The 24,831-nt window shown below is 62.9% G+C and carries 19 protein-coding genes; 13 read left to right on the top strand and 6 right to left on the bottom strand.

Going from position 1 to position 24,831, the window contains the following annotated elements; translation table 11 throughout:
• The first annotated feature begins 59 nt into the window (after positions 1 to 59).
• The 5 genes from IPF49_20180 (at position 60) to IPF49_20160 (ending at position 6,189) form a co-directional block, all read left to right on the top strand.
• Positions 60 to 1,229, top strand: coding sequence for a CoA transferase (locus tag IPF49_20180; GenBank protein ID MBK6289909.1), 1,170 nt, complete (start codon positions 60 to 62; stop codon positions 1,227 to 1,229).
• A 70-nt stretch (positions 1,230 to 1,299) separates the two neighbouring features.
• Positions 1,300 to 2,853, top strand: a complete 1,554-nt coding sequence (locus IPF49_20175; protein MBK6289908.1) for an arylsulfatase — start codon at positions 1,300 to 1,302, stop codon at positions 2,851 to 2,853.
• Between the two features lie 132 nt (positions 2,854 to 2,985).
• Complete coding sequence (asnB, locus tag IPF49_20170) at positions 2,986 to 4,836, top strand: asparagine synthase (glutamine-hydrolyzing) (protein ID MBK6289907.1); 1,851 nt, start codon at positions 2,986 to 2,988, stop codon at positions 4,834 to 4,836.
• A gap of 93 nt (positions 4,837 to 4,929) precedes the next feature.
• Positions 4,930 to 5,808, top strand: coding sequence for an NAD(P)-dependent oxidoreductase (locus IPF49_20165; GenBank protein MBK6289906.1), 879 nt, complete (start codon positions 4,930 to 4,932; stop codon positions 5,806 to 5,808).
• 9 nt (positions 5,809 to 5,817) lie between these two features.
• Positions 5,818 to 6,189, top strand: a complete 372-nt coding sequence (locus tag IPF49_20160; protein ID MBK6289905.1) for a CoA-binding protein — start codon at positions 5,818 to 5,820, stop codon at positions 6,187 to 6,189.
• Positions 6,190 to 6,198: 9 nt separating this feature from the next.
• Here the strand turns inward: IPF49_20160 and lhgO are convergent, their stop codons facing one another.
• The 4 genes from lhgO to IPF49_20140 are packed head-to-tail and all read right to left on the bottom strand — an operon-like array spanning position 6,199 to position 11,618.
• Entirely contained in the window at positions 6,199 to 7,425 is a 1,227-nt protein-coding gene (gene lhgO / locus IPF49_20155; GenBank protein MBK6289904.1) for an L-2-hydroxyglutarate oxidase, read from the bottom strand.
• Positions 7,422 to 9,131: a wax ester/triacylglycerol synthase family O-acyltransferase gene (locus tag IPF49_20150; GenBank protein ID MBK6289903.1), complete on the bottom strand. Its 1,710-nt coding sequence runs from the start codon at positions 9,129 to 9,131 to the stop codon at positions 7,422 to 7,424. Before IPF49_20150 ends, lhgO begins: the two co-directional genes overlap by 4 nt.
• 31 nt (positions 9,132 to 9,162) lie before the next feature.
• Positions 9,163 to 10,713, bottom strand: coding sequence for a wax ester/triacylglycerol synthase family O-acyltransferase (locus tag IPF49_20145; protein ID MBK6289902.1), 1,551 nt, complete (start codon positions 10,711 to 10,713; stop codon positions 9,163 to 9,165).
• A gap of 17 nt (positions 10,714 to 10,730) precedes the next feature.
• Positions 10,731 to 11,618 (bottom strand): TIGR03620 family F420-dependent LLM class oxidoreductase, encoded by an 888-nt coding sequence (locus tag IPF49_20140; GenBank protein ID MBK6289901.1) that lies wholly within the window; start codon positions 11,616 to 11,618, stop codon positions 10,731 to 10,733.
• A 200-nt stretch (positions 11,619 to 11,818) separates the two neighbouring features.
• Here IPF49_20140 and IPF49_20135 point away from each other — a divergent pair, with 200 nt between their 5' ends.
• Positions 11,819 to 13,054: an MFS transporter gene (locus IPF49_20135; GenBank protein ID MBK6289900.1), complete on the top strand. Its 1,236-nt coding sequence runs from the start codon at positions 11,819 to 11,821 to the stop codon at positions 13,052 to 13,054.
• A 32-nt stretch (positions 13,055 to 13,086) separates the two neighbouring features.
• Positions 13,087 to 14,286 carry a CoA transferase gene (locus IPF49_20130; protein MBK6289899.1) on the top strand — a complete coding sequence of 400 codons (1,200 nt, stop codon included), beginning with the start codon at positions 13,087 to 13,089 and terminating at the stop codon, positions 14,284 to 14,286.
• A gap of 27 nt (positions 14,287 to 14,313) precedes the next feature.
• Here IPF49_20130 and IPF49_20125 read toward each other — a convergent pair whose 3' ends face one another.
• Positions 14,314 to 14,538: an AsnC family protein gene (locus IPF49_20125; GenBank protein MBK6289898.1), complete on the bottom strand. Its 225-nt coding sequence runs from the start codon at positions 14,536 to 14,538 to the stop codon at positions 14,314 to 14,316.
• Here IPF49_20125 and ald point away from each other — a divergent pair.
• The gene (gene ald, locus IPF49_20120; GenBank protein ID MBK6289897.1) at positions 14,503 to 15,618 is read left to right on the top strand and encodes an alanine dehydrogenase; all 1,116 of its coding nucleotides are present in this window, start codon (positions 14,503 to 14,505) and stop codon (positions 15,616 to 15,618) included. The two genes, IPF49_20125 and ald, sit on opposite strands and share 36 nt — an antisense overlap.
• Before the next feature lie 35 nt (positions 15,619 to 15,653).
• Here ald and IPF49_20115 read toward each other — a convergent pair whose 3' ends face one another.
• A complete protein-coding gene (locus IPF49_20115) occupies positions 15,654 to 16,679 on the bottom strand; it encodes an AraC family transcriptional regulator (GenBank protein MBK6289896.1) in 1,026 nt (341 codons plus the stop codon).
• A gap of 292 nt (positions 16,680 to 16,971) precedes the next feature.
• On the opposite strand from IPF49_20115, the gene IPF49_20110 reads away from it, so the two are divergent.
• The 5 genes from IPF49_20110 to IPF49_20090 all read left to right on the top strand — a co-directional run bounded on the left by IPF49_20110 (position 16,972) and on the right by IPF49_20090 (position 24,807).
• A complete protein-coding gene (locus tag IPF49_20110; protein MBK6289895.1) occupies positions 16,972 to 18,234 on the top strand; it encodes an acyl-CoA dehydrogenase family protein in 1,263 nt (420 codons plus the stop codon).
• A gap of 67 nt (positions 18,235 to 18,301) precedes the next feature.
• Positions 18,302 to 19,534, top strand: coding sequence for a thiolase family protein (locus tag IPF49_20105; protein ID MBK6289894.1), 1,233 nt, complete (start codon positions 18,302 to 18,304; stop codon positions 19,532 to 19,534).
• A gap of 124 nt (positions 19,535 to 19,658) precedes the next feature.
• Positions 19,659 to 21,263, top strand: a complete 1,605-nt coding sequence (locus tag IPF49_20100) for an AMP-binding protein (GenBank protein MBK6289893.1) — start codon at positions 19,659 to 19,661, stop codon at positions 21,261 to 21,263.
• Positions 21,260 to 22,369, top strand: coding sequence for a saccharopine dehydrogenase NADP-binding domain-containing protein (locus tag IPF49_20095; protein MBK6289892.1), 1,110 nt, complete (start codon positions 21,260 to 21,262; stop codon positions 22,367 to 22,369). Before IPF49_20100 ends, IPF49_20095 begins: the two co-directional genes overlap by 4 nt.
• A 68-nt stretch (positions 22,370 to 22,437) precedes the next feature.
• Complete coding sequence (locus tag IPF49_20090) at positions 22,438 to 24,807, top strand: MMPL family transporter (protein MBK6289891.1); 2,370 nt, start codon at positions 22,438 to 22,440, stop codon at positions 24,805 to 24,807.
• Positions 24,808 to 24,831 lie beyond the last annotated feature (24 nt).

Here is a 24,831-nt window from a genome sequence, read left to right as displayed (position 1 = left end):
GGCGAGTTGCTGGCGCGCGCCGCGCCGCAGGTTTCAGGCTGCAAGGAGAATATTCGCCGATGCCCGGACCACTCGAAGGCTACCGTGTACTGGAATTGAGCCGTATTCTCGCCGGGCCATGGGCCGGGCAGATATTTGCCGATATGGGTGCCGAAGTAATCAAGGTGGAGCGGCCCGGCGAAGGGGACGACACCCGCCACTGGGGTCCGCCATGGCTGGCGGGCCGCGATGGCAACGCAACCGGCGAGGCGGCTTATTATCTGGGCACCAATCGTGGCAAGAAATCGCTGACCATCGATATTGCGAGCCCCGGTGGCCAGCAGCGGGTGCGTGAGCTGGCGACCGGCAGCGATGTGCTGATCGAGAACTACAAGGTCGGCGGGCTGGCCAGATACGGTCTCGACTACGCAAGCCTGCAGACGCTCAATCCGCGGCTCGTCTACTGTTCGATCACCGGATTCGGCCAGACCGGACCGTACGCGCACCGTGCCGGATACGATTTCCTGCTGCAGGGCATGGGTGGGTTGATGAGCGTGACCGGCGAGCCGGATGGCCGGCCGGGTGGCGGCCCGCAAAAGGTCGGCGTCGCGGTGATCGATATCCTGACGGGCCTGTACGCCAGCATCGCGGTGCAGGCGGCGCTGCTCGAGCGTGTGCGCTCGGGGCTCGGCCAGTACATCGATCTTGCGCTGCTCGATGTCGGAGTGGCCTGTCTTGCCAACCAGGCGATGAATTACCTGGTTGGAGGAACGGTGCCGCAACGTCTTGGCAGCGCGCACCCCAATATCGTTCCCTACCAGACATTTGCCGCCGCCGATGGACACCTCATTCTCGCGGTGGGCAATGACACCCAGTTCCGGCGCTTCTGCGAGGTCGCGGGCTGGCCGACGCTGGCCGATGACCCGCGCTATGCCAGCAATCGCGGGCGGGTCGCCAACCGCGAGGAGCTATGCGCGTATATCTCGGTACTCATCAAGACCCGCACCATCGATGACTGGCTCGCCGCGCTGGAGGCGGTTGGCGTCCCCTGCGGGCCGATCAACACGATCGATCGCGTGTTCGCCGACCCGCAGGTGCGGGCGCGTGGCATGGTGCAGACATTGCCGCACCCGAGCGGCGTCGATGTGCCGGTGGTGCGCAATCCGATCCGGTTCTCGCGCACGCCGATCGCAACGGTGGCGGCGCCACCGTTGCTGGGGCAGCATGACGCGGATCCGGCGCCGAGGTAGCTTTACCGCGGCCGGATGTTTATTCTTTGAGCCGAATCGTGAATGGCGGGTACAAGTACAAGGAGCCACGATGAACAACACCGCGCAGGCGCTGCGAAACCTTCTGTTTTTTGTCGCTTCAATGCTCGCCAGCGCGCTGGCGACGGCCGCCGAACGGCCGAACATCCTCGTGATCTGGGGTGACGATATCGGCATCTGGAACATCAGCCGCTACAGCATGGGACAGATGGGCTACCACACGCCGAATATCGATCGCATCGCCAATGAAGGCATGATTTTCACCGACTATTACGGCGAACAGAGCTGCACTGCCGGGCGTGCTGCGTTCATCACCGGTCAATACCCGGTGCGCACCGGTCTCACCAAGGTTGGGGTGCCAGGGGCGCCTGGTGGTATCCACGCAGCCGATCCCACCCTGGCTGAATTGCTGCGACCACTCGGTTATACCAGCGGCCAGTTTGGCAAGAACCATCTCGGGGATCGCGACGATTTTCTGCCCACCAACCACGGCTTCGACGAATTCTTCGGCAATCTCTACCACCTGAACGCCGAGGAGGCGCCCGAGGATCCGGACTACCCGAAGGATCCGGCCCTGCGCAAGCAGTTCGGCCCGCGGGGTGTGATCCGCAGTTATGCCGACGGCAAGATCGAGGATTCGGGACCGCTCACGAAGAAGCGCATGGAGACGGTGGACGAGGAGTTTCTCGCGGCATCGCTGGATTTCATCGACCGGGCCAAGGCCGCGGACAAGCCGTTTTTCGTGTGGTTCAACTCGACCCGCATGCACTACTACACCCATGTGAAGGAGGCGAGCCGCGGACTCTCGGGCCAGGATTTCTACAACGATGGCATGGTCGAGCACGATAATCAGGTCGGGCAACTGCTGAAGAAACTCGATGATCTCGGCATCGCCGACAATACCCTGGTGTTCTATTCCACCGACAACGGGGTGCATTTCAGCCAGTGGCCGGACGCAGGCATCACGCCTTACCGCGGTGAGAAGAACACCAACTGGGAAGGCGGTTTCCGGGTGCCGGCGATGGTGCGCTGGCCGGGTCACATCAAAGCCGGTGTGATCTCCAACCAGGTCATGGCGCACGAGGACTGGGTGCCGACGCTGATGGCGGCGGCGGGGGATGCGAATATCAGCCAGGAATTGCTCGCGGGGCACACGGCGGGCAACAAGAAATTCAACGTGCATCTCGATGGTTACAATTTCCTGCCCTACCTGAGCGGCAAGGCGGCGGTGGGGCCGCGGCAGGATTTCTTCTATTTCAGCGATGACGGCAAGCTGGTCGGGCTGCGCGACGGTGACTGGAAGCTGGTGTTCGCGGAACAGCGCGCCCACCGCTTCGATGTGTGGCGGGAACCTTTCGTGGATCTGCGCATACCGAAGATCTTCAACCTGCGTCGCGATCCCTTCGAGCGCGCCGATACCGACTCGAACAGCTACAACGTCTGGTGGGATCACAAGATCGCCGCCCAGGGCAGTCCGGCGGTGGCGAAGGTGGTGCGCTTCATGTCCACCTTCCAGAAATATCCGCCGCGCCAGCGCCCGGCCTCGTTCACGATCGACCAGATCATGGAGCAATTCATGAGGGCCGGGGCCAAGCCCCCGCAGTAGCTCGGCCCTCGGCGTCGCAGCGAACAACTGTGCCGTCGTGCTTCTATCTTTCGTCACTCGGCACGGGCATGACGCCAGTTACCCGCCCGGAATTCAAGAAATGCCAAAAAGACGACCAGGCGAGTGGACCTTATGTGCGGTATAGCTGGCTTATGGCGTCGTGGCGGACCTGATCCCGCTGATGGAGTGCGGGTCGAACGCATGGCAAAGACCCTCATTCACCGTGGGCCGGACGATTTCGGCTATTTGTTCGCGAACTCGCAACGCATGCTTGCATCGGTGAGCCAGGCGACCGTAAACGACTTTGATCCCGACGTATTGATCGCCAGCCGTCGCCTGGCGATCATAGATCTCGGTTCGCAAGGGAGACAGCCCATTGCAAACGAAACGAGCGATGTATTCGTGGCATTCAATGGTGCCATCCACAACTATGTCGAGTTGCGCGAGGAACTTGAATCACGCGGACACACGTTTCGATCACATACAGATACCGAAGTCATCGTGCATGCTTACGAAGAATGGGGGGAAAACTGCGCACGTCGATTCAACGGGATGTGGGCCTACGCAATCTGGGATGCACGTAAACGTCGACTGGTTTGTTCACGTGACCGATTGGGTATCAAACCGCTTTTTGTCGCATGGCATGGTGACACTTTTTATTTTGCGTCCGAGGTGAAAGCCATACTCGCTGCCGGTGAGCTTGTGGCGACACCGAATCGGTCTTTCGTGCACCGTTATCTGGTTCTGGATGAATGTGAAAACGGTCACGACACCGCGTTTGCGGGTATCACGCAGCTGTCTTCCGGACACAACCTCGTGGTTACACGTGAAGGCCATCATGAAACACGGTATTGGAGCCATGTGGACCAAACCGGGCACTACGACTACAAGCAGCCCGGGGAGACTTTCCGGGAACTTTTTCGCGATGCCGTGCGAATCCGCTTGCGCTCCGATGTGCCGGTCGCGCTATTGCTCAGTGGAGGTCTCGATTCCTCCTCGATCGCAGTGCATGCAAAGGCGCAGGAGCAGGCCATCGATATCGAAGCATACACCGCGGTCTTTCCCGGATATGAATTCGACGAGAGCCGGTATGCGGCGCTCGTGGCCAAACATGTCGGCATGCCGCTTCATTGCGTAGAGTACAAATCTTCAGGTTTGCTGGAAGATATGGCAGCGGTTACCGAGCACCTGGACGCGCCACCCCGACGGGGACAAGAACTCGTTCGCTGGAAGTTGCTTCAGGCTGTTTCCGCGCAAGCGCGAGTGGTGCTGGAAGGCCAGGGTGCGGACGAGATGCTTGCCGGATATCCGGATCGCTACACAAAATCCTATTTGTGCTCGGAACTCCGGATGCTGCGTCCATGGAATTTGCACCACCGTGTGCCGCGCATGATCAGCGCCCGGCAACATCTGGATCGGATGCACTCCTATCCGGCGCCGATGCCGCCGATTCCGGGCCGCATCCTGGGTGATCAAATACTGAAGGATACGAGCAACAGCATGATCCCGGTGCAATTCAAGGACCCCTTGACACGTACGCTGTTCAAGGACCATGCACTGGGTCTGCTGCCAGAGCTCCTGCATTTTGGCGATGCGATCAGCATGGGGCACTCCCTGGAGTCGCGGCTGCCTTTCCTGGATCATCGACTGGTCGAGTTTGTGTTCAAACTGCCATTCGATGACAAGATGCGTGGCGCCGAAACCAAGCATGTTCTGAGGCGAGCCTTTGCGCGCGATTTGCCCGAAGATATTCTGTCGCGCCGTGACAAGGTGGGTTTTGCCACCCCCCTGAAACACTGGCTGCAATTGCACCGCAGCGAGCTTTTCGATGTGTTGAATTCGCAACGGACGAGAGAGCGCGAAATTTTCAACCCGGCGGGCCTGACGCATTGCATGTCCAATTACCGTGTTGACAATCGAGCAGCGACACGGCTGTTCCGGTGTGTGGCGCTGGAGCTCTGGTTTCGGCGCTACATCGATTGATATTGACAGCGACCGGAGCGCCGCGAACGCTTGTGGCGTCTACTGACCGCGTGTATCTTCGGGTGCACGGATTGCCGTTCCGGAGGGTGGGCAGTGCAGGATCGTGAAACCATCGGATTTGTGGGAGTCGGGCTCATGGGACGCCCCATGGTGTCATGCCTGCTTGGCGAAGGTTTTGATGTCATCGTGTGGAACCGTACGCCGGAAAAATGTGAGGAGCTTGTCGCGCAGGGCGCGGAACTGGCCGCCAGCATTGCCGATCTCGCGACCGACGCCGACATCATCATGTTGTGCCTGAGCGACACCGATGCGGTGCACGAAGTGGTGTTCGGCGACGATGGCATTGCCGCCAATGGTGATGCCGAACAATTGCTGGTCGATCTCTCGAGTATCGATCCCGATGCGACGCGCCGTTTCGCGCGCGAGCTGGATCGGCAATGCGGGATGGGCTGGGTGGATGCGCCGGTCTCCGGTGGCGTGCCGGGAGCGGAAAATGGCACGCTGGTGGTGATGGCCGGAGGCCACGAGGAAGATATCGATCGGGTGCGCCCGCTGCTGGCGAGTTTCAGCCAACGCGTGACGCGCATGGGTGAGGTGGGTGCGGGCCAGATCACCAAAGTGTGCAACCAGATGATCGTCGGTTGCCTGGCGGTCGCGATGACCGAGATGATTGCCCTGGCCGAGCGCGCGGGGGTGGATGCGGAACTGCTGCCCGATGCGCTGCGTGGCGGTTTTGCCGACTCGATTCCGCTCCAGCTGTTCGCGCCGCGCATGGCGGTGCGCAGCCATGAACCGGTGCTTGGCAGACTGGGCACGCTGGCCAAGGATCTCGACGCGGTGGTGGAGCTGGCGCGCGAGACGCACGCCCCGGTGCCGCTCACCGGTCTCGCGGCGCAACTGGTGAGACAGCACGGCCTGCGCACGCCGCCCGATGCCGACTGGTCGACGCTGATTGAAATGTATTCGGAGTAGGAAACGCCCATGCCAGCTACACAGACCGTCGCGATACTCGGTGCCAGCGCGGATCCCGAGCGCTATGCGTTCAAGGCCCAGCGGCTGTTGAAGCAATACGGCCACCGGGTGATACCGGTCAGCGCCAAGGAATCGGTCATCGATGGCGATGCGACCGCGGCAAGGCTGGCGGATATCGATGTGCCGGTGCATACGCTGACGGTGTATGTGCGCCCGGCGTTGTCCGACCGGCATCGCGAGGATATCGAGCGGCTGAAGCCGCAACGCGTGATCTTCAATCCGGGCACCGAGAACGGGCCGCTGGCAGCGGCGCTCGAAGAGGCGGGAATCAAAACCAGGGACGCCTGCACGCTGGTGTTGCTGCGCACTGGCGACTTCTGAGAAGGGAGCTCAGCCGGCGGGCGACAGCGCAAAACCTGCGTTCGCGCATTTTGCCTCCAGCCGCGCGCACAGATGCGCACCTATCGGCAGCGCCGAGGTTGCCGCCGGCGAGGGCGCATTGCAGACGTGCAGCGTGCGCGGACTCTCCAGGAACAGGAAATCTTCCACCGCGCTGCCATCGCGCCGCAACGCCTGCGCGCGTATGCCGACCGGGTGTGGCTGCAGATCCTGCAATCCGACCTCCGGGCAATAGCGCTGTATCTCGCGCAGATAACCGCGACGCCACCAGGAGTTGCGCAGTTCCCGCGCCGCGTAGCGCAGATGCCGGCGCGCGAAGCGCCAGGTCCCGCCAAAGCCGATGGTGGCGCAGGCATCGCGGATGCTGAATTCCGCGGGCCCGTAAGCCTCCCGGGCGAGACTCGCCAGTGCGTTCGGGCCAACAGTGACGCCGCCGTCGATGGTGCGTGTGAGATGCACGCCAAGGAACGGCAGCGCCGGGTCGGGGACCGGGTAGATCAGGTGCTGCACGAGGTTGTCGAGGCGCGGGGCGAGGCGGAAATACTCCCCCCGGAACGGCACGATACGGAAATCCACCGCAAGTCCCGCCATGGCCGCAAGGCGGTCGGATTGCAGGCCCGCGCAGGCCAGCAGCCAGCGGGTGCGGATCGCGCCCGTGGCGGTGCGCACCAGTACCTGGTCGTGCTGTTCACGGATATCGCGCACTTCGGCATCCAGGACGATTTCGGCGCCGGCGCCACGGATCGCGCTCGCCAGCGCGGCGCACAAGGCCCGGTAACTGACTACCGCGGTGTCGGGTACCCACAGCGCGCTCACACCGCGCACCCGCGGTTCGCGCTCGCGCAACGCGCCAGCCTGCAACCATTCGCTGGTGATGCCGTTTGCGCCGGCCCGCTCGCGCAGCGCCTGGAGTTGCGGCAATTGCGTGGTATCGGTGGCAACGATCAGTTTGCCGCAAGGGTCGGTCGCGATGCCGTGTTCGGCGCAGAATCGTTTGGTGGCGGCCGCGCCTTCCCGGCACAGGCGTGCCTTCAGGCTCCCCGGCGGATAGTACACGCCGGCGTGGATCACACCGCTGTTGCGGCCGCTCTGGTGAGTGGCGAGAGCGCTTTCCTTCTCGAGCAGGACGATGCGGCTGGAAGGATGACGGCGCGCCAGTTGCCACGCCGTCGACAGGCCGAGAATGCCACCACCGATGACGGTGAAATCGTGGATCATTCCGCCTTGCGGGAAACGCGTTTGGGAGCGGCCGCAGCGGCGCTTGCCGTGGCCGGCCGGGTGCGCCTGGCCACACTCTTTTTCGCCGTGGAAGCGGCTTTTTTCGGTCGGCCGCGGCGAGTGCCCGCTGCGGCTTTGAGCGGCACGGCAGCCGCTTTTTTCACCCGCGCGCGCCTGGCCGGCGGTTTCTTCGCCGCGGCGCGAGCTGCGGACGGTGATTTCGCCTTGCGTGGCGCGGCGCTCTTGGCTGCACCTGCCCTGGCAGGAATCGCTTTCGCACCAGCACTCCCCAGCAGCGCCTTGTGCAACTCGTCGTAGGAGGCGTCGAGGCATTGGGTGTAGAACTCGGGGTCCGGCATCTGGTCCCGGTCCGCGAGCACCGAGATACTGATCTGGCCCGAGCAACTGAACACCGCGTGAAACAGTCCGAGGCCCGGATTGATCAGGCCAAGCGGATAGAAGCGCGTCATCCTGGCGCCGGCACAATACAGCGGGAAAGGTGGCCCCGGCACATTGGTGATCACGGTCGCCTGGCCCATCGGCAATTGCCGGGTCAGCTTGTTGCGCACATAGGCCCGGGCGAGCGGCTTGGCGATCAGCGGCGGCAGCGCGCCCGGCAGCTTCATGATGCTGACCAGCGGCGTGTCGATATACGCCTTGGCGTCATCGAGGCTTTTCTTTATCGCCTGCAGGCGCTCTAGCGGGTCGGCGATATTGGTGTGCAGGGAGCCGGACATCGCACCGACCTGGTTGTTGTCGCCGGTTTCACCGACGCGCGCGCGCATATTGACCGGCATCGATGCCAGCAGGCTTTCCTGTGGCAGCTCGTCGTGTGCCTGCAGGTACCTGCGCAGGGCGCCCGCGACGATGGCCACGGCGATATCGTTGATGGTCACGTTGCCGGCATTTTTCATCGCCTTGATGTCGTCGAGACTGAACAGGCGTGCATCGAATACACGGTTGTGTCCCACCGGTTCGTCGAATCGCGTTTTCGGCCCCGACAGCTGAGTGGCAGGCAGTTCATCGCGCATGATCCGACGCAGCGTCGAGTACATCGAACCAACGAGTTCCGCGCCGCCCTTGGCGTTGCCCCAGATGCGCGTCGGCAAACGCAGCAGCGTTCTGCCCAGCAGGCTGATGTCGGAGGCCTGCAGTTCAAAAAGCCGCGCCCGCGGCTCCTCGGCCACGCTCCCGTCATTGTGTGGCACCGGCTCGAGATCGTGAATGGCCGCCATGAAGTCCTGCCCGCCGGCGCCATCGACCAGTGAGTGGTGCATCTTGGTGTAGATCGCAAATGATCCCTCGGGCAGGCCGGGGATGTTGTCGAGACCTTCGATGATGTAGGCCTCCCACAACGGGCGGCTCATGTCGAGCGGGCGTGAGTGCAGACGCGCGACCTGGATGCACAGCTGGCGCCAGTCACCGGGTTTGGGCAGCGCGATATGGCGAATGTGGAACTCGACATCGAAGTGCGGATCGAGCACCCAGTAGGGGCGATCGAGCCCCAGCGGCACCTCCACCAGGCGGGTGCGGAAAATCGGCAAGCGACTGAGTCTTTGCTCGAAGTTGGCGAGTACGTTCTTGAAACGCACAAAGCCACCCGGCGCGGTGGAGGGATCATAGATACCCAGGCTGCCGATCTGTTGCGGAACAGTGGGGTTTTCCAGGTTGATAAATGCTGCGTCAATTATTCCGAGCTGTCGCATGATTCAACATCCAGGTGGGTTGGTCGCCAGTTTAACGATCGCGCGCCCCGCGCGCCATGCGTTCTTTGCCCCGTTTTGCGCCGGAGCGCTGCGCGCGATGCCCTGCCGGGCGCCGGGCTGTTCCAGTGGTCCGGCGACGGCGTGTGCCGGCCGGTTCACGCTGCGCCGGAAACAGCGCCCCGCGCAATTCCTGATACGCGCTCTCGATACATTGGCGGTAAAACTCCGGATCCGGCATCTGCTCGCGGTCGGCAAGCACCCCGATACTGACCTTGCCAGTGCAACTGAACACGGCGTGAAACAGCCCGAGGCCGGGGTTGAGCAGCCCGAGGGGGTGGTATTGCACCAGCTGCGCACCGGCACAATAGACCGGGAATGGCGGCCCCATGATATTGGTGATCACGGTTGCCACGCCTATCGGCAGGTGCCGGGTGAGCTCGTGGTCGAGATAGAAGCGCGCGAGGCGCCTGGAGATCATCGGCGAAAACAGCCCCATCACCTTCGAGACATTGACCAGCGGCGTGTCGATGAAGGCCTTGGCCTCGTCCAGACTTTTCTTGATCGTGTGCAGCCGCTCGAGCGGATCGGCGATATCGGTATGCAGCCTGGCGGACATCGCCCCGACCTGGTTGTTGTCGGTGGTTGCGCCGATCCGGGTGCGCATGTTCACCGGCATCGTCGCGAGCAGCGATTCGGCGGGTAGCTCGTTGTGCGCGAGCAGGTAGGTGCGCAGTGCCCCCGAAACGATGCAGACGGCGATATCGTTGAGGGTCAGGTTGGCGGCATTTTTCAGCGCCTTTAGATCCTCGAGATCGAACACGCAGGCGTCGAACACGCGGTTCGGGCCAACCGGTTCGTCGAAGCGCGTCTTGGGACCCTGCAACTGGACGGCAGGCAACTCGTTGCGCGCCATGCGCATTGCCATGCGCGCGAGACCCGATGCCAGGCGGGCGCCACCGCTTGCCTTGGCCACCAGGTCCGGTACCCAGTTCAGCGCGGCCTTGCCGAGCAGCCGGATATCGGTAGGCTGCAGATCGGGTACCTGTTGGCGTATCGAAGAGGGTGCGCACTGCCTGGGCGGTACCGGCTCCAGGTCGTGCATTACCGACATGAAATCCTGCCCGCCGGCGCCGTCGACCAGGCTGTGGTGCATCTTGGTGTAGACCGCAAAGGAACCCTTCGGCAGATCGGGGATCCGGTCGAGGCCCTCGATGATATAGGCCTCCCACAACGGGCGGCTCATGTCGAGCGCTCGCGAATGCAGACGGGCGACCTGGGTGCACAGCTGGCGCCAGTCGCCAGGCTTTGGCAGCGCGATATGGCGGATATGGAATTGCACATCGAATTGCGGATCGAGCACCCAGTAGGGTCGGTCCAGGCCGAGTGGGACCTCGACCAGGCGGGTACGAAACAGCGGCAGGAGCTGCAGCCGCCGCTCGAAATTCGCCAGCACATCCTTGAAGCGCACGACCCCACCCGGCGCTGTCGACGGATCGTAGATGCCAACGCCTCCGACGTGCTGCGGAATGCGTGGATTCTCCATGTTGATGAAGGCGGAATCGATGATGCCGAGTTGTCTCATGCCGGGTGCCTCGAAGCTCAGTTCGCAGTGGGCGCGAGCAGTTCCAGCACCCGCAGATCGGCGCCCATTTCTCCATCGGGGCGAAATGGCTGTATGCACACATGATTGGCGCCCGCGCTCCGGTGTGCCTCGATGCGCGCGCGAATCGCCGTCTCGTTGCCCCACGCCACGATCGCATCGACCAGCCGGTCGCTGCCGCCATCGGCAAAATCACGATCGTCGAAACCGTACTCGCGCAGGTTGTTCTGGTAGTTGGGCAGTCCGACGTAGACGGCCATGTGCTTGCGCGCCACCGCGCGCGCCTTGCTCGCATCGGTTTCGAGCAGGATCATCTGTTCGGGACAGAGCCAGGCTTCGGGCCCGAGCAATTCGCGGGCGCGCGCGGTGTGCTCCGGCGGCACGAAGTAGGGGTGCGCACCGCGGGTTTTTTCGGCTGCGAGCTGCAGCATGTTCTGGCGCAAGGCTGCCAGCACGATCGGTGCCTCCGCGGCCGGTTCGGGGCCCATGTACAGTGCTCTTTCCATCCCCTCCAGGTAGGCGCGCATGGTGGCTACGGGTCTTGCCGAGTAGTCGTGGCCGCGCACCTTGTTCACCAGGTGCGAGTGCGAGACGCCGAGGCCCATCACGAAGCGCCCGGGCGCCATTTCGGCCAGCGTCTTGCGGATACCCTTCATGGTCATGGGATCGCGCGCGTAGATGTTGGCGATTCCGGTCGCGAATACGAGGGTGCTGGTGTGCGCGGCCAGCCAGGCGAGAATCGCGAACGGATCGCGCCCGACCGCCTCCGGGACCCACAGCGCGGAATAACCCCAGCTCTCGAGTCGCCGGGCAAACACGGCCGCCTCCGCAGCCGAAAGATTGTCGATGTACGACCAGACGCCGAGTCCTCCGATATCCGTGCTCATGCCGTGCTCCCTGATCGTGCAAATTCGAGAAATTTGCCGCAGTGTACCCAAGGAGCCGCACGGCTTCCATGATGCTCTCGGGCGAGGGGGATGCCCTCCGCTGCTATTCACGATCCGCTGCGCGACGGTAAAACGTCACAGCGGACGATCGCGGCACCTTGTTAGCATGGGCAATTACCGCTCGATGTGCAGTTTCCGCCATGCGCAAGGTTTTGTTTTCGCTCTGGGCCCTGTTCACGGGCCTGGCACTGTTGATGCTCGGCAACGGCCTGCAGGGCACGTTGCTTGGCGTGCGCGCGAGCCTGTCGGGTTTCGAGACGCAGGTGACCGGTGCGGTCATGGCCTGCTATTACGTGGGCTTCCTGCTGGGTTCCTGGGTGACGCCGCGCCTGATCCGGCGGGTCGGTCCGATTCGCGTATTCGCGGCATTTGCATCGCTGGTCTCGTTCGCGCCGCTGGCGCATGCGCTGTTCGTCCAGCCTCTGGTATGGGCGCTGGTACGGATGCTGGCCGGGGCCTGCATGGTGGGTGTATTCATCGTTGCGGAGAGCTGGTTGAACGGCGAGGCCAGCAATGCCAATCGAGGGCGGCTGCTGTCGCTCTATATCATCGTCTGCCAGGTGTCGCTGGCGGGTGGGCAATACCTGCTCGGTATTGCCGACCCGATGGGTTTCGAGCTGTTCGTGCTGGTCAGCGCCCTGTGTTCGCTCGCCGCGGTACCGATCGCGTTGTCCCGTCGCAGCGCACCGCGTTTCGAGGAAAGCGCCACGATCGGCTTCGGGGTGCTGTTCCGGCGCATTCCGCTCACGCTGGTCGGGGTGCTGCTGGTTTCGCTGAGCTACGGCAGTTTCTATGCAATGGGTCCCGTCTATGCGATCAATATCGGCCTCGATCGTTCACAGATCGCCACGTTCATGGCTGCCGCGATCATGGGCAGCGTGATCCTGCAGTGGCCGCTCGGTCTGCTCTCGGATCGCGGCGACCGACGCCGCCTGATCGCGCTGCTGTGTGCATTGGTGACCGCGGTCGCGCTATGGCTGGCGCTGATCCCGGCGCAGTCATCGATGCTGATGTTCGTGCTGATGTTCCTCTACGGGGGCTTGTCGTTCCCGCTTTATTCGCTGTTCCTGGCGCTGGCCGGCGATTACCTGCGCCCGGAGGAAATGGTCGCGGCCTGCAGCAAGATCCTGTTGGTGAATGGCATCGGCTCGGCGCTTGGCCCGCTGATGGTGGCGTGGCTGATGGAGTCGGTGGCAACGGTGGCCTACGTGCTGTTCCTGGCGCTGGTGCATGCCGTCGTCGGACTGATCGTGCTGCGTAACATGTACAAGGTGCGGGACCTGGTGATCGGTCAGCAGGCGCACTACGCGCCGGCCACGCCGCAGTCCTCGATAGTGGCAACCGAGATGGCAGGCCGGGTGGCGGCCGAGGCCTGACAACGCGCGCGGCGCGCAGGGGAGCAGTGACAATGGCCGGTCTTAAACCACTGGAAGGTCTGCGGGTACTGGAACTCGGGCAGTTGCTGGCCGGACCCTTCACCGGCTCGCTGCTGGCTTATTTCGGTGCCGAGGTCATCAAGATCGAGGCTCCCGCCGGCGATCCGATCCGCGGCTGGCGCGAGCTCGACGAGAACGGCACCTCGTATTGGTGGCGCAGCCTCGGGCGCAACAAGAAATGCATCACCATCGACCTCGGTACGCCGGAGGGACGCGCGTTGGCGCTGCGGCTGGCGAATCGCTCGGATGTGCTGATCGAGAATTTCAGCCCGGGGGTGATGGAGCGTTGGGGGCTCGCGCCGGCTGATTTGAAGAAGCGCAATCCACGGCTGGTCTATGCACGCATTTCCGGCTATGGCCAGGACGGGCCCTATGCCTCCAGGCCCGGTTTCGCTTCGGTCTGCGAAGGCATCAGCGGCTTTCGTTACGTCAACGGCTATCCGGGCGAGGCACCGGTGCGACCGAATCTGAGCATCGGTGACACGATCGCGGCGCTGCACGCGGCGCTTGGCATCATGCTGGCCTTGCGTGCCCGCGATGCGCTACCCGATACCGGTGGGCAGGTCGTCGACGTGGCGCTGTACGAATCGATGTTCAACCTGATGGAGGCGGTGGTGCCGGAGTTCTCCGGTGCCGGCGTGGTGCGCGAACCCTCCGGTACCACCGTGACCGGAATCGTGCCGACCAACACCTATCGTTGCGCCGATGGCAGGCATGTGGTGATTGGTGGCAACGGCGATTCGATTTTCCGGCGCCTGATGGAAGGCATCGGGCGCGCCGATCTCGGCACCGACCCGGGGCTCGCGCACAACGCCGGAAGGGTCGCGCGCGAAGCCGAGATCGATGCCGTGATCGGCGAGTGGTGCGCGGGGCGTCCCGTGGCGGTGGTGCTGAGCGTGATGGAGCGCCAGCGGGTGCCGGCCGGCCCCATCTACAGCGTGCGCGAGATGTTCGAGGATCCGCATTTCCGCGCCCGCCAGCTCTTCGAGCGGGTCGAGATTGACGGCAAGACTCTCGAAATCCCGGCGCTGTTTCCGCGTCTCGCCGATACGCCCGGGGCCACCGAGTGGGCGGGTGCCGGCATAGGCAGCCATACCGACGAGGTGCTGCGCGAGGTGCTCGGACTCGATGGAGGCGAAATCGCGGCGTTGCGCGATGCCGCGGTGATCTGAGCCGCGGCTGCTGCGCGCGGGATTCGTTCAGTGCGTGGTGCTGAGACCGACGCGACGCGCCGGCTCGGAAAAACTGATCCGGCCATCCTGCTGCAGGATGGACAGAATATTCCGGTTCGGCAAAATAGCGAAAATTTCCTTTATCACCACGTCTATACTGCCGCGTGGCGAAGCCAGGTTTTCGCCATCAACCCAACCGTCGCAGAGGATTTCGTCATGCTCGTCGGTGTACCGAAAGAAATAAAAACCCATGAGTACCGTGTTGGCCTGACCACCGGCAGCGTGTATGAACTGGTCCACGATGGCCACCAGGTCATCATCGAGAGCATGGCCGGTGCCGGCATCGGCCTGAGTGACGAGATGTATCGCCAGGCGGGTGCCGAGATCGTCGCGACCGCGGCCGAGGTGTTCGCGCGCGCCGACATGGTGGTCAAGGTCAAGGAGCCACAGGCGCACGAGTGCCGCATGCTGCGCGAGGGACAAGTCCTGTTCACCTATCTGCACCTGGCGCCCGATCCCGAACAGACCAGGCTGCTGATCGAGTCGGGCTGCGTGGCGATCGCCTATGAAACCGTCACCGGTCCGGGCAATACGCTGCCGCTGCTCTCGCCGATGAGCGAAGTCGCCGGTCGCATGTCGATCCAGGCTGGCGCGCATTGTCTCGAGAAGGAACAGGGCGGTTCGGGCATGCTGCTCGGGGGTGTGCCCGGAGTGGAAGCGGCCAAGGTGGTGGTGATCGGTGGCGGCGTTGTCGGCACCAACGCAATCCGCATGGCAATGGGCATGGAAGCGCACGTAACGGTGATCGACAGCTCGCTCAACCGGCTGAAGGAACTCGACTTCCAGTTCGGTTGCATGCTGAACACGATTTTCGCGACCCGCGAGGCGTTGCGCCATCACGTGACGGGGGCCGACCTGGTGGTCGGGGCGGTACTGGTGCCCGGCGCGGCGGCGCCAAAGCTCGTTACCGAGGAGATGGTCAAGGGAATGAAACCGGGTTCGGTGCTGGTGGACGTTGCGATCGATCAGGGTGGGTGTTTCGAGACCAGCCACGCCACCACGCATGCCGATCCCACCTACATGGTGCACGATGTGGTCCATTACTGCGTGGCCAACATGCCCGGCGCGGTCGCGCGCACCTCGACCTTCGCACTCAACAACGCCACCCTGCCGTTTGTGCTGGCGCTCGCCAACAAGGGTTACAGGAAGGCGCTGGCGGCCGATCCCCACTTGTTGAACGGTCTCAACATCCATCACGGCAAGGTGAGCTGCGAAGCGGTGGCCGAGGCGCTCGGTTATCCCTATGTGCCGGCGACGCAGGCAATCGCCTGATCAACCCGGGGCAGGCAAGCGTGCCCCTTTGCGCACTACTCGCCGCGCCGCGCATCGCGCGGCGAAACTCCGGTCCAGCGCTTGAAGGCATGGCTGAAGCTCGGTGCGTCGCTGTAACCGAGACGCAGCGCGATTTCCTCCACCGACAGCGCGGTTGACTGCAGGTATTCGAACGACAGGTTCTTGCGCACGTCCTCGACCAGCTCCTTGAAGCTGGTGTCCTCGCTGGCCAATTTGCGCTGGATGGTGCGCGGCGTGGTGCACAGGCGCTCGGCGATGGTTTCGAGACTCGCCAGTTGGTGCGGCAACTGCACCAGGTGCTGGCGTATCAGTTCGGCAAAACTTCCACCACGTTCGAGCTCCGCGCAGATCCTTTCGCACTGGGCGGCGAATACCCGGGCCGATGCGGTTTCCGACTGCAGCAGGGGTTCGTAGAGATAGCTCTCGTCGAAGCGGAAATCATTGGCCGGCGCGCTGAAATTGACCGGGCAGTTGAAAAACTCGTCATAGGCGCCGGCGTAATCGGGTTGCGGCTGGGTGACATTGACGGCATGCAAGGGCAGTGCCTTGCCGAGTGCCTCGGCGGCGATGGTGTAGGCGGCCACGAGCCCGCGGTCGATCATGTACTGGTGGCACCCGCCCAGGTCGCGCTGTTTTTCGAGAGCGATGATCGCGATCCCGTGTTCGGTCCGAAGCGTCCAGTGCATATAGGTCCAGGTCATCAGGATGTTGTGGAACAGCACCCTGAAGGCCTCGATCAGGTTCGAACTCGTCATCACCGCCAGCCCCAGCATGCCGTAGGCCGAGAGGTGATAGCGCGGGCCGAGCCGGATCCCGAGATCCGGTTGCCCGAGTTGCGCCAGCGCCAGTTCGGTGAAGCGCAATTCCTGCGCCGGTGTCAGCATGTAGTCCGGGTCGCCGAGCGCGGTGGCGGGAATGCGCGAGGTGCCGAGCAGCGCATCCACGTCTGCCTGGTGCTGCTTGAGCAGCGTGATCAGCGGGTTCAACCCGTAGATCAGGTGCCGGACATTGCCGGGCCGGGTTCTGGTTTCCAGCAGCATCAGCCAGACACCGTTCGTGACGCTGCGGGCGGACTCAATTCCTGCATTCGGCTCATGTCGTGGTCCGTAAAGAATTGTCGGGTCGTGGCGGTTGGCATTGTGTTCGAGACCGCTGAAAATCCGCGGCTCGGTCCACCGGCATGTCGCAAACTAACATGCATACTGTCGTGAAAAAACATCCGCATCAAGAGGTCGCTGGGATATAAATAGCGCAGGTTGAATCCGCCCGCGAGGCGGGTCCATGACTGTGCATCATTCAATTTCAAAAAGCAGATGACACGGGAGACGCAAAATGAGCGCTATCGAATGGCCTGAAACACCCAGGGGCAAGCTCACCATTTCCGGGGCCGAGCCGCCCTTGCCGCCGATGATCGCGGACTTCCAGAAAACCCTGCACGATTTCGCGCTGAAGGTGATGCGACCGGTGGGTGCGAAGCTCGACCGCATGAGCGCGGAAGAGGTGATAGCGCCGGGTTCTCCCTACTGGGATTTCCGCAAGCAATATCTCGATCTCGGCATCGGCATGGAGACGCTCGGCTCATTGTCTGCGGAAGACTTCAGCCTGATGTTCCCGATCATCTTCGAGGAACTCGGTTACGGTGACGCGGGACTCGCGATCTCGATGGGGGCGGCGATGCTGCCGATGTATCTTGCGGCCAAGTTCAACAACCCGTTCCTGCTCGAGCGCTTTCCGGACACGATGATCGGATGCTGGGGAATCACCGAGCCCGACCACGGCTCCGATTCGCTGGATCCGAACAAGCAGATCCTCGACTCGCGTGGCCAGTACGGGCGCCCGAATTGCGTTGCGACGATCCGCGGCGACAAGGTGATCGTCAACGGCCAGAAATCCGCCTGGGTATCGAACGCCCCCGTCGCCGAGGTGTGCATCCTCTATTGCGCGGCGGATACCGGCAACGGCCCCGACCCCTCGAATGGTTGCGTGCTGGTGATGCCACTCGACCTGCCCGGCGTGAGCCGCGGCAAGCCATTGGAGAAAATGGGCCAGCGTGCGCTGCCGCAGGGCGAGTTGTTCTTCGACAACGTCGAGTTGTCCGCGGACTACATCCTGGCCGGGCCGCTGGCCTACAAGAAAGCCGTGTACTGCATCCACACCGAGGCCAACGGTCTGATGGGCGGCACCTTTACCGGTGTCGCGCAGGCTGCGTTCGATCATGCGCTCGATTATGCGCACGAGCGCAAGCAGGGCGGGGTGCCGATCATCCGTCACCAGTCGGTGCAACAGCGTCTTTTCCACATGTATCGCAAGGTCGAATGCGCGCGCGCACTCACGCGCCGGGTGGTGCTGTTCAACAATACCGCCTCGATTCCCGCGCTGCAGGCGGCAATGACATCCAAGATCACCGGCACCCAGAATTGCTTCGAGGTCTGCAGCGAGGCGCTGCAGATCTTCGGCGGTAATGGCCTGACCCGCGAATATCCGATGGAAAAGCTGCTGCGCGATGCGCGCGCCTCGATGATCGAGGACGGCTGCAACGAGGTGCTGTCGATCAAGGGCGGCTGCTACCTGATCGATGAGGACCGCCTGAAATGAGCGGCAGCCCGCAGCCCTTGCCCGGCGCGCGCGGCATCCCGAAGCAATCTGTGGGGTGAACTGGCAGATGAAACAAAATGCCTATATCGCCGGCATCGGCATGACGAAGTTCGGCAAGCACCTGGATCGCGGGCTGAAGTCGCTGGCTGGCGAGGCGATCAGCGACGCGGTGGCCGATGCCGGTATCGGTCTCGGCGATCTGCAGGCTGCGTACATGGGCAATGCGGCGGCCGCGGTGATCACCGGACAGGTCTGCGTGCCGGGGCAGATGATCCTGCGCTCGCTCGGCGTGGGCAGGATTGCGGTAGTCAATGTCGAGAACGCCTGCGCCACTGCCGCGACCGCGTTCCAGCAGGCCTGCACGATGGTGAGTGCCGGGCTTTATGACGTGGTGCTCGCCTGCGGTGTGGAAAAGCTTTATCACCAGGACAAGCTCAAGACCTTTTCGGTGTTCAGCGGTGCGGTGGATGTCGAGGCGATGGACCAAGTAATCGCTGGCATCGGCCGGCGCATCGAGACACTCGATGCGCCGATCGACACCGCCGGCGCCGGCACCACGCGCTCGTTGTTCATGGATATATACGCGACCTGGGCGCTGGCCCACATGAAGCGTTACGGCACCACGCGCGAACAGTTCGCCGCGGTGTCGGCGAAGAATTCGGTGCACGGCAGCCTCAACCCGAAGGCACAGTATCGCGATGTGATCAGCGTGCAGGAGGTGTTGGCCGCACGCGAGGTTTCCTGGCCCCTGACCCTGCCGATGTGTTCGCCGATCGGCGATGGAGCGGCGGCCGCGGTGATCGTCAGCGAACGCAAGCGGCGCGAATTGGGCATCGCGCGCGCGGTGAAGGTCGAAGCCTGCGTGCTGGCGAGCGGCTGGGACTATGCCGAGGGCGAGGAGTCGGTTGCCGAGGGTACCGCGCGCGCACTCTACGAAAGCGCCGGCGTCGGCCCGGCCGATATCGACTGCGTGGAACTGCACGATGCGTCCGCGCCATCCGAACTGATGTATTACGAATATCTCGGCTTGTGCCCCAGGGGCGAGGGCGGTCGTTTCGTCGCGGACGGACATTCGCGTCTCGGCGGCAGACAGCCGGTCAACACCTCTGGTGGATTGATGCGCAAGGGACATCCGATCGGGGCTACCGGGCTGGCACAGATCGTTGAATTGACCGAGCAATTGCGTGGCGAGGCCGGGCAGCGCCAGGTGCAGGGTGCGAAGGTCGCGCTGGCCGAGAACGGCGGCGGCTTCATCGGTACCGATGCGGCCGCGATGGTGATGACGCTGCTGTCACGCTGAGCCCGGACCTCGATCCGGCGACGAGCGTTGCAGTTGGGACGATGACCCGGGATGGCGGGGGCGTAATGCATATAAACAGAGAAGAGCAGATAAACTCGTGAGCGACCAGAGCATCTTTGCCAACATGATCGCCAGCCTGGCCCGGCAGCAGCCGCAGCTGGATGTGCTGACCTTCGTGGAGGTGCAGCGCGATGGCTCGTTCGCCGAGCAGATCAGGACGCCACGCGCATTGTGGGACAACGGCCAGCGCATCGCCCGCGGACTGCTCGCTGCCGGCATGCGCCGGGGCGAGAACTTTGCACTGCTGATGCAGAATCACCCGGAGTTCGTCGATGCGATGACGGGTTCGTGCATCGCGGGCACCGTATTCGTGCCGATCGATCCGCGCACCCGTGGCGACAAGCTCCGCTACATGCTGGGCTTTGCCAATTGCCGTGGAGTGGTGGTCGCTGATTATGCGCTGGAGAACCTGCTGCCGGTGCTGGGCAGCCTGGCGGATCTGTCCTGGGTCTGGGTGTTGCACACCGGCGCGGTCGCGGAACTGCCGCAAGCGGAAATTCCGCTACGCTGGCTGGACGGGTTGCCGCAACGCGCGGCAGAGGATTTGCAGGTAGCGGTCAGCGATCCCGAGCAGACCATGCAGATGCTGTTCACCTCGGGTACCACCGGCGATCCCAAGGCCATTCTCGCGTCCTACAACCGCTTCAACAGTGTGGCTTCGATCGGTCCGCTGATTGGCTGGACCGCTGCCGATCGGCCCTACACCGGCCTGTCGCTGACGCACGCCAATGCACAGCTGATCACGCTCGGCAATATTCTCAAGATGGGTTTGCGCGGTGTGATCAGCCTGCGTTTCACCAAGTCGCGGCTGTGGGATATCTGCCGTCACTACGGCTGCACGACCTTCAACTTGCTCGGTGGCATGACCACCGCGGTCTACAGCGAAGCGCCGCGCCCCGACGATGACGACAACCCGGTACGCTTCGTGCTGAGTGCCGGCATGCCGGCCGCGATCTGGGAGAATTTCGCGCGCCGCTTCAATGTCGAGATCTTCGAGTTCTACGGTGCCGCCGAAGGCGGCATGATCTTCAATCCACCCGGTAGCGGGCCAGTCGGCAGCATCGGCAAACCGCCACCGATACTCGAGGCACGCATCGTCGATAACGAAGGGCGCGAGTGTGCACCGGGCGTGCAGGGCGAGATCGTGTTTCGCAATGCCGACGGCAGCTGTCCGCCGGTCGAGTATTTCCGCAATGCAGATGCCTCCGCCAGGAAGACCGGGGGCGGCTGGTTGCATATGGGCGATGTCGGGCATCGCGATGCCGATGGCTGGTTCTACTTCGATTACCGCAGGGGTGGCGGGATTCGCCACAACGGCGATTTCGTCAACACCGCGTTCGTGGAAAAGGCCGTGGCCGAGTTTCCGGCGGTGGACGATGTGTTTGTCTACGGGATCGATGCGGCCTCCGGCGTGCCCGGCGAAAAGGACGTGGTTGCGGTCGTGGTCGCGCGCCCGGCACAGCACATCGATGTCGCGGCGCTGTATGCACATTGCCGGATTGCGCTGGAATCGAATTTCGTGCCCTCGTATATCCAGGTGATGGATGAAATTCCCAAGACCGCCTCGGAAAAGCCCCAGGAGCGTTTCTGCCTGGAGTTCTTCCGCGCCCACCCCGAGGCGGTGTTCAGCGAAGACAGGAACCAGGCTCAATTACGGAGGCAGTCATGAATGCGGATGTGGTGGTGTATGGCGCCAGTGGTTACACCGGCAAATTGATTGCCTGGCATCTTGCCGAGAACGGCATTGCGTTCGTCGCCGCCGGGCGCAACCGCGAGCGCCTGCAGGAGCAGATGGCAATGGTGCCGGAGCTCGCCGGGGCGAGTTATGAATGCGCGGCGGTGAATCATGACGAGGCCGCGCTCGTGGAATTGTTCCGGGGCCGCAAGGTGGTCTACAACGTGGTGGGTCCGTTCATGCAACTCGGTGAGGTCGTGGTCAGGGCCTGCCTGAAGGCAGGTTGCCATTACCTCGACACCACCGGCGAACAGGACTGGATGTTCCACGTCAAGCGCAGCTATGGCAAGGCGTTTGCCGACAAGGGCCTGTTGCTGGTGCCGGCCTGTTCGTGGATGTGGCTGGGTGGACAGCTTGCGGCGGAGATTGCGCTCGAGCACCCCGGCATCGATACCCTCGATATCTGCTATCTCGCGGATTCCAATACCAGCGTGGCCTCCACGATGTCGTTTTTGCGCATGCTGACCAAGGACCAGTTCTTTATCGAGCACGGTGCGCTGTGCACCTGGCCGCAGGCAACGCAGTACCCGGTATCCATTCCGGGCGTGCACCGGGTGCTGAACGCGTTGCCCTGGAGCGGCGGTGGCGAGCCGGTGTGGTACGAGCACGATGCGCGGGTGCGCAATTGCAGCGTGCTGGTTGCGTTCAAGAACCAGGCGATGCTTGCCGCGATCGTCGGTATCCTGGTGGAGTTCGAGCAAAAGCACAAACACCTGCCGCCCGATGAGCAGGAAAAGCTCACCAACGCCATCGGCAACCAGTTGGTCTCGGTCGAGCCCGGACGCGAAAACCCCGATCTGAACCGCAGCGTGCTGTGCTGTCATGGTCGTGGCAACACCGAGTCGGTCAGCGTGGTGATGCGCGGCAACTCGCCGTATATACAGACCGGCATCATGGCAGCCGAAGCGTGCCGGCAGATTTTGCTCGGCAGGCATCGTGGCGCGGGCTTTTCGTCTCCGGCGGCGGCATTCGGCGCCCGTGAAATGATCGCCGCGAATGCCGCGCGCGGCCAGCTCACGTGGACCAGCACCTCGGTGTAACGAGCCGTGCATACGCAGACAAGGGGAGCGTATTGAAGACCATCCGTTACCGCATATCCGCATTCACGATGCGTCATCGCTGGCTTTCGCTGGCGCTGCTCACCGCGATCACGGCCGGTTTTGCGCTCGGCTTGCCGCGGGTCGAGTTGCGAACCATCTTCTCCGACCTGTTGCCAGCCAACCATCCGTTCGTGCAGACCTACCAGGACCATCCCAATTTCGGCAACCCGCTCACCATCACGATCATGGTCAGGCGCAAGGACGGCGACATCTACAATCCCGAAACGCTTGCGAAAATCTGGAACATGACCCGTGATGTCGATCTGACGCCGGCGGTTGACCATGACCAGGTGCTGTCGATTGCCACCGAGAAGGCGCGCTTCCAGGAAGCGACGCCATTCGGCATCGACAGCCAGCCGCTGATGGGCGATCACGCACCGGCAACGGAGGCAGAGCTGGCGGAATTCAGACGCCGCGTGGAAAAATCGCCCAACTCGCGCAAGTTCCTGATTTCCGCCGACGAGAGCGCCACCCTGATCCGCGCCACGTTCATCGAACGGTTGCTGAACTACGGCGAGAGTTTCGAGTTTGTGCAGGAGCTGGTCGAGCGCAACCGCGATGCCGATCACGACGTATTCGTGGCAGGCCAGCCGATGCTGACCGGCTGGGTGTATCGCTACGAATACCAGATGCTCGGGATATTCGGGGTAACGGCCACGGCCTTGCTGCTGGCGCTCGTTTTGTACATGCGCAATGTGGCCGGTGTGGTCGCGCCGCTGGTTACCAGCGTCACGGCGGCCATATGGGGGTTTGGCTTCGTGGGCTGGCTCGGTCAGCCGGTCGAGCCGTTGATCATGGTGGTCCCGCTGTTGCTCGTCGCGCGCTCGTTCAGTCACTGCGTGCAGGTCACGGAGCGCTTCTACGAGGTCTACCACATCGTTCGTGACAAACGGAAAGCCGCGGAGATTTCGCTCGGGGTGATGATGGCGCCCGGTACGCTCGGCATCATCACCGATGCGGCGGGTCTGTTCCTGATCGCCGTCGCCCCGATTCCCGCGATGGAGCGCTTCGCGCTGTTCTGCGGTTTCTGGGCGCTGATGCTGATCCCGACCAATGTATTCCTGTCGCCGCTGCTGCTGTCGATGTTGCCCGAACCGCGCAACGTGGATGCGATCATCGGCATTGACGAGAAGCACTCCTCGCTGCACGCCTCGATCAAGAGAATGCTCGAGAGACTGTCGACGCTGACTTATGGCAGCAAGGGCCGGATAACCGCCGTGGTCATGCTGTTGCTCGCGATATTCGGCGTGCTGCGCCTGCTCGACCTGAAGGTCGGCAACCCGGTCGAGGGCAGCAGCCTGCTTTGGGACGACTCGGAATACAACGTGGCGGTGGCGCATATCAACGACTATTTTCCGGGACTCAACACCCTCGAAATCGTGTTCGAGGCCAGGAGCGAGAGCAATGTGCGCCGGGTGATGCACCAGGCCGATACCATCGCGACGATGAACGCGCTGCAACGCCTGGTCGAGAGCGAGGAAGTTCCGCCCGAGGCCACGCTGTCCTTTGCCGATTATCTGCCGGAGGCCAACCGTCTGTTCAGCGGTGGCAATCCCAAGTGGGCACCGCTCGACCCCGCCGACGAACCGGTGGCGGCGGCGGCGGGTGCGGTGCTGTTCGGTTCCAGCCCCAAGGCCTTCCTGCATGTCACGGATTTCGTGCAGGAAAATGGCACGGTGTCGCTCTGGTACAAGGACAACAAGCAGGAAACGGTCGACCGGGCGCTGGCCCAGGCGCGGCGTGCGGTCGAGAAAGTGGGTGCCGAGCACGATGCGTTCCGGATCCGTGTGGCGGCCGGTACCATCGCGCTGCAGCAGTCGATCAACGATACCGTCGATCGCTACCAGTTCATCATTCTCGGCTTGCTGAACCTGGTGATCCTGATCAGCTGCAGTTACGCCTACCGTTCGCTGGTGGCCGGCATCATGCTGCTGATTCCGGTAAATTTCTCCAATGTGCTGCTTGGCACGGTGATGGTCTCGATGGGTATCGGGCTCGACGTGAACACGCTGCCGATCGCGGCCATCGGCATCGGGGTGGGTATCGATTACGGCATTTACCTGCTCAGCCGTATCTGCGAGGAATACCAGTTGCACAACAGTTATGAAAAAGCAATCACCGCGGCGGTGGGCACCACGGGCAAGGCGATCTTCTTTACCGCCAGCATCGTGCTGGTCAGCATTCTTCCGTGGTACTTCCTGTCCGAGCTGAAGTTCCTGGCCGATATGGGTTTGTTGCTGGTGATGGTGATGTTGATCAATATGGTCATCGCGCTGATCGTGTTGCCGCTGCTGGTGTGGCTGATCAAGCCGCGATTCGTGGGTTCGAAGGATTTGCTGGTCGGGGAAGGGGTGGATTTGTCGGCATATGCGACCTGAAAATTTTTTAAAAGCACTGGTTTC

It is taken from the genome of Gammaproteobacteria bacterium (assembly GCA_016705365.1).
Lineage (GTDB): Bacteria > Pseudomonadota > Gammaproteobacteria > Pseudomonadales > UBA5518 > UBA5518.
This window is presented reverse-complemented; position numbering and strand designations above follow the sequence as displayed.

Coding starts and splice junctions, on each gene's coding strand:
- IPF49_20180 (MBK6289909.1), top strand. CDS start 60: ATGCCCGGACCACTCGAAGGCTACCGTGTACTGGAATTGAGCCGTATT.
- IPF49_20175 (MBK6289908.1), top strand. CDS start 1,300: ATGAACAACACCGCGCAGGCGCTGCGAAACCTTCTGTTTTTTGTCGCT.
- asnB (MBK6289907.1), top strand. CDS start 2,986: ATGTGCGGTATAGCTGGCTTATGGCGTCGTGGCGGACCTGATCCCGCT.
- IPF49_20160 (MBK6289905.1), top strand. CDS start 5,818: ATGCCAGCTACACAGACCGTCGCGATACTCGGTGCCAGCGCGGATCCC.
- lhgO (MBK6289904.1), bottom strand. CDS start 7,425: ATGATCCACGATTTCACCGTCATCGGTGGTGGCATTCTCGGCCTGTCG.
- IPF49_20150 (MBK6289903.1), bottom strand. CDS start 9,131: ATGCGACAGCTCGGAATAATTGACGCAGCATTTATCAACCTGGAAAAC.
- IPF49_20145 (MBK6289902.1), bottom strand. CDS start 10,713: ATGAGACAACTCGGCATCATCGATTCCGCCTTCATCAACATGGAGAAT.
- IPF49_20140 (MBK6289901.1), bottom strand. CDS start 11,618: ATGAGCACGGATATCGGAGGACTCGGCGTCTGGTCGTACATCGACAAT.
- IPF49_20135 (MBK6289900.1), top strand. CDS start 11,819: ATGCGCAAGGTTTTGTTTTCGCTCTGGGCCCTGTTCACGGGCCTGGCA.
- IPF49_20130 (MBK6289899.1), top strand. CDS start 13,087: ATGGCCGGTCTTAAACCACTGGAAGGTCTGCGGGTACTGGAACTCGGG.
- ald (MBK6289897.1), top strand. CDS start 14,503: ATGCTCGTCGGTGTACCGAAAGAAATAAAAACCCATGAGTACCGTGTT.
- IPF49_20125 (MBK6289898.1), bottom strand. CDS start 14,538: ATGGGTTTTTATTTCTTTCGGTACACCGACGAGCATGACGAAATCCTC.
- IPF49_20115 (MBK6289896.1), bottom strand. CDS start 16,679: ATGCTGCTGGAAACCAGAACCCGGCCCGGCAATGTCCGGCACCTGATC.
- IPF49_20110 (MBK6289895.1), top strand. CDS start 16,972: ATGAGCGCTATCGAATGGCCTGAAACACCCAGGGGCAAGCTCACCATT.
- IPF49_20105 (MBK6289894.1), top strand. CDS start 18,302: ATGAAACAAAATGCCTATATCGCCGGCATCGGCATGACGAAGTTCGGC.
- IPF49_20100 (MBK6289893.1), top strand. CDS start 19,659: ATGATCGCCAGCCTGGCCCGGCAGCAGCCGCAGCTGGATGTGCTGACC.
- IPF49_20095 (MBK6289892.1), top strand. CDS start 21,260: ATGAATGCGGATGTGGTGGTGTATGGCGCCAGTGGTTACACCGGCAAA.
- IPF49_20090 (MBK6289891.1), top strand. CDS start 22,438: ATGCGTCATCGCTGGCTTTCGCTGGCGCTGCTCACCGCGATCACGGCC.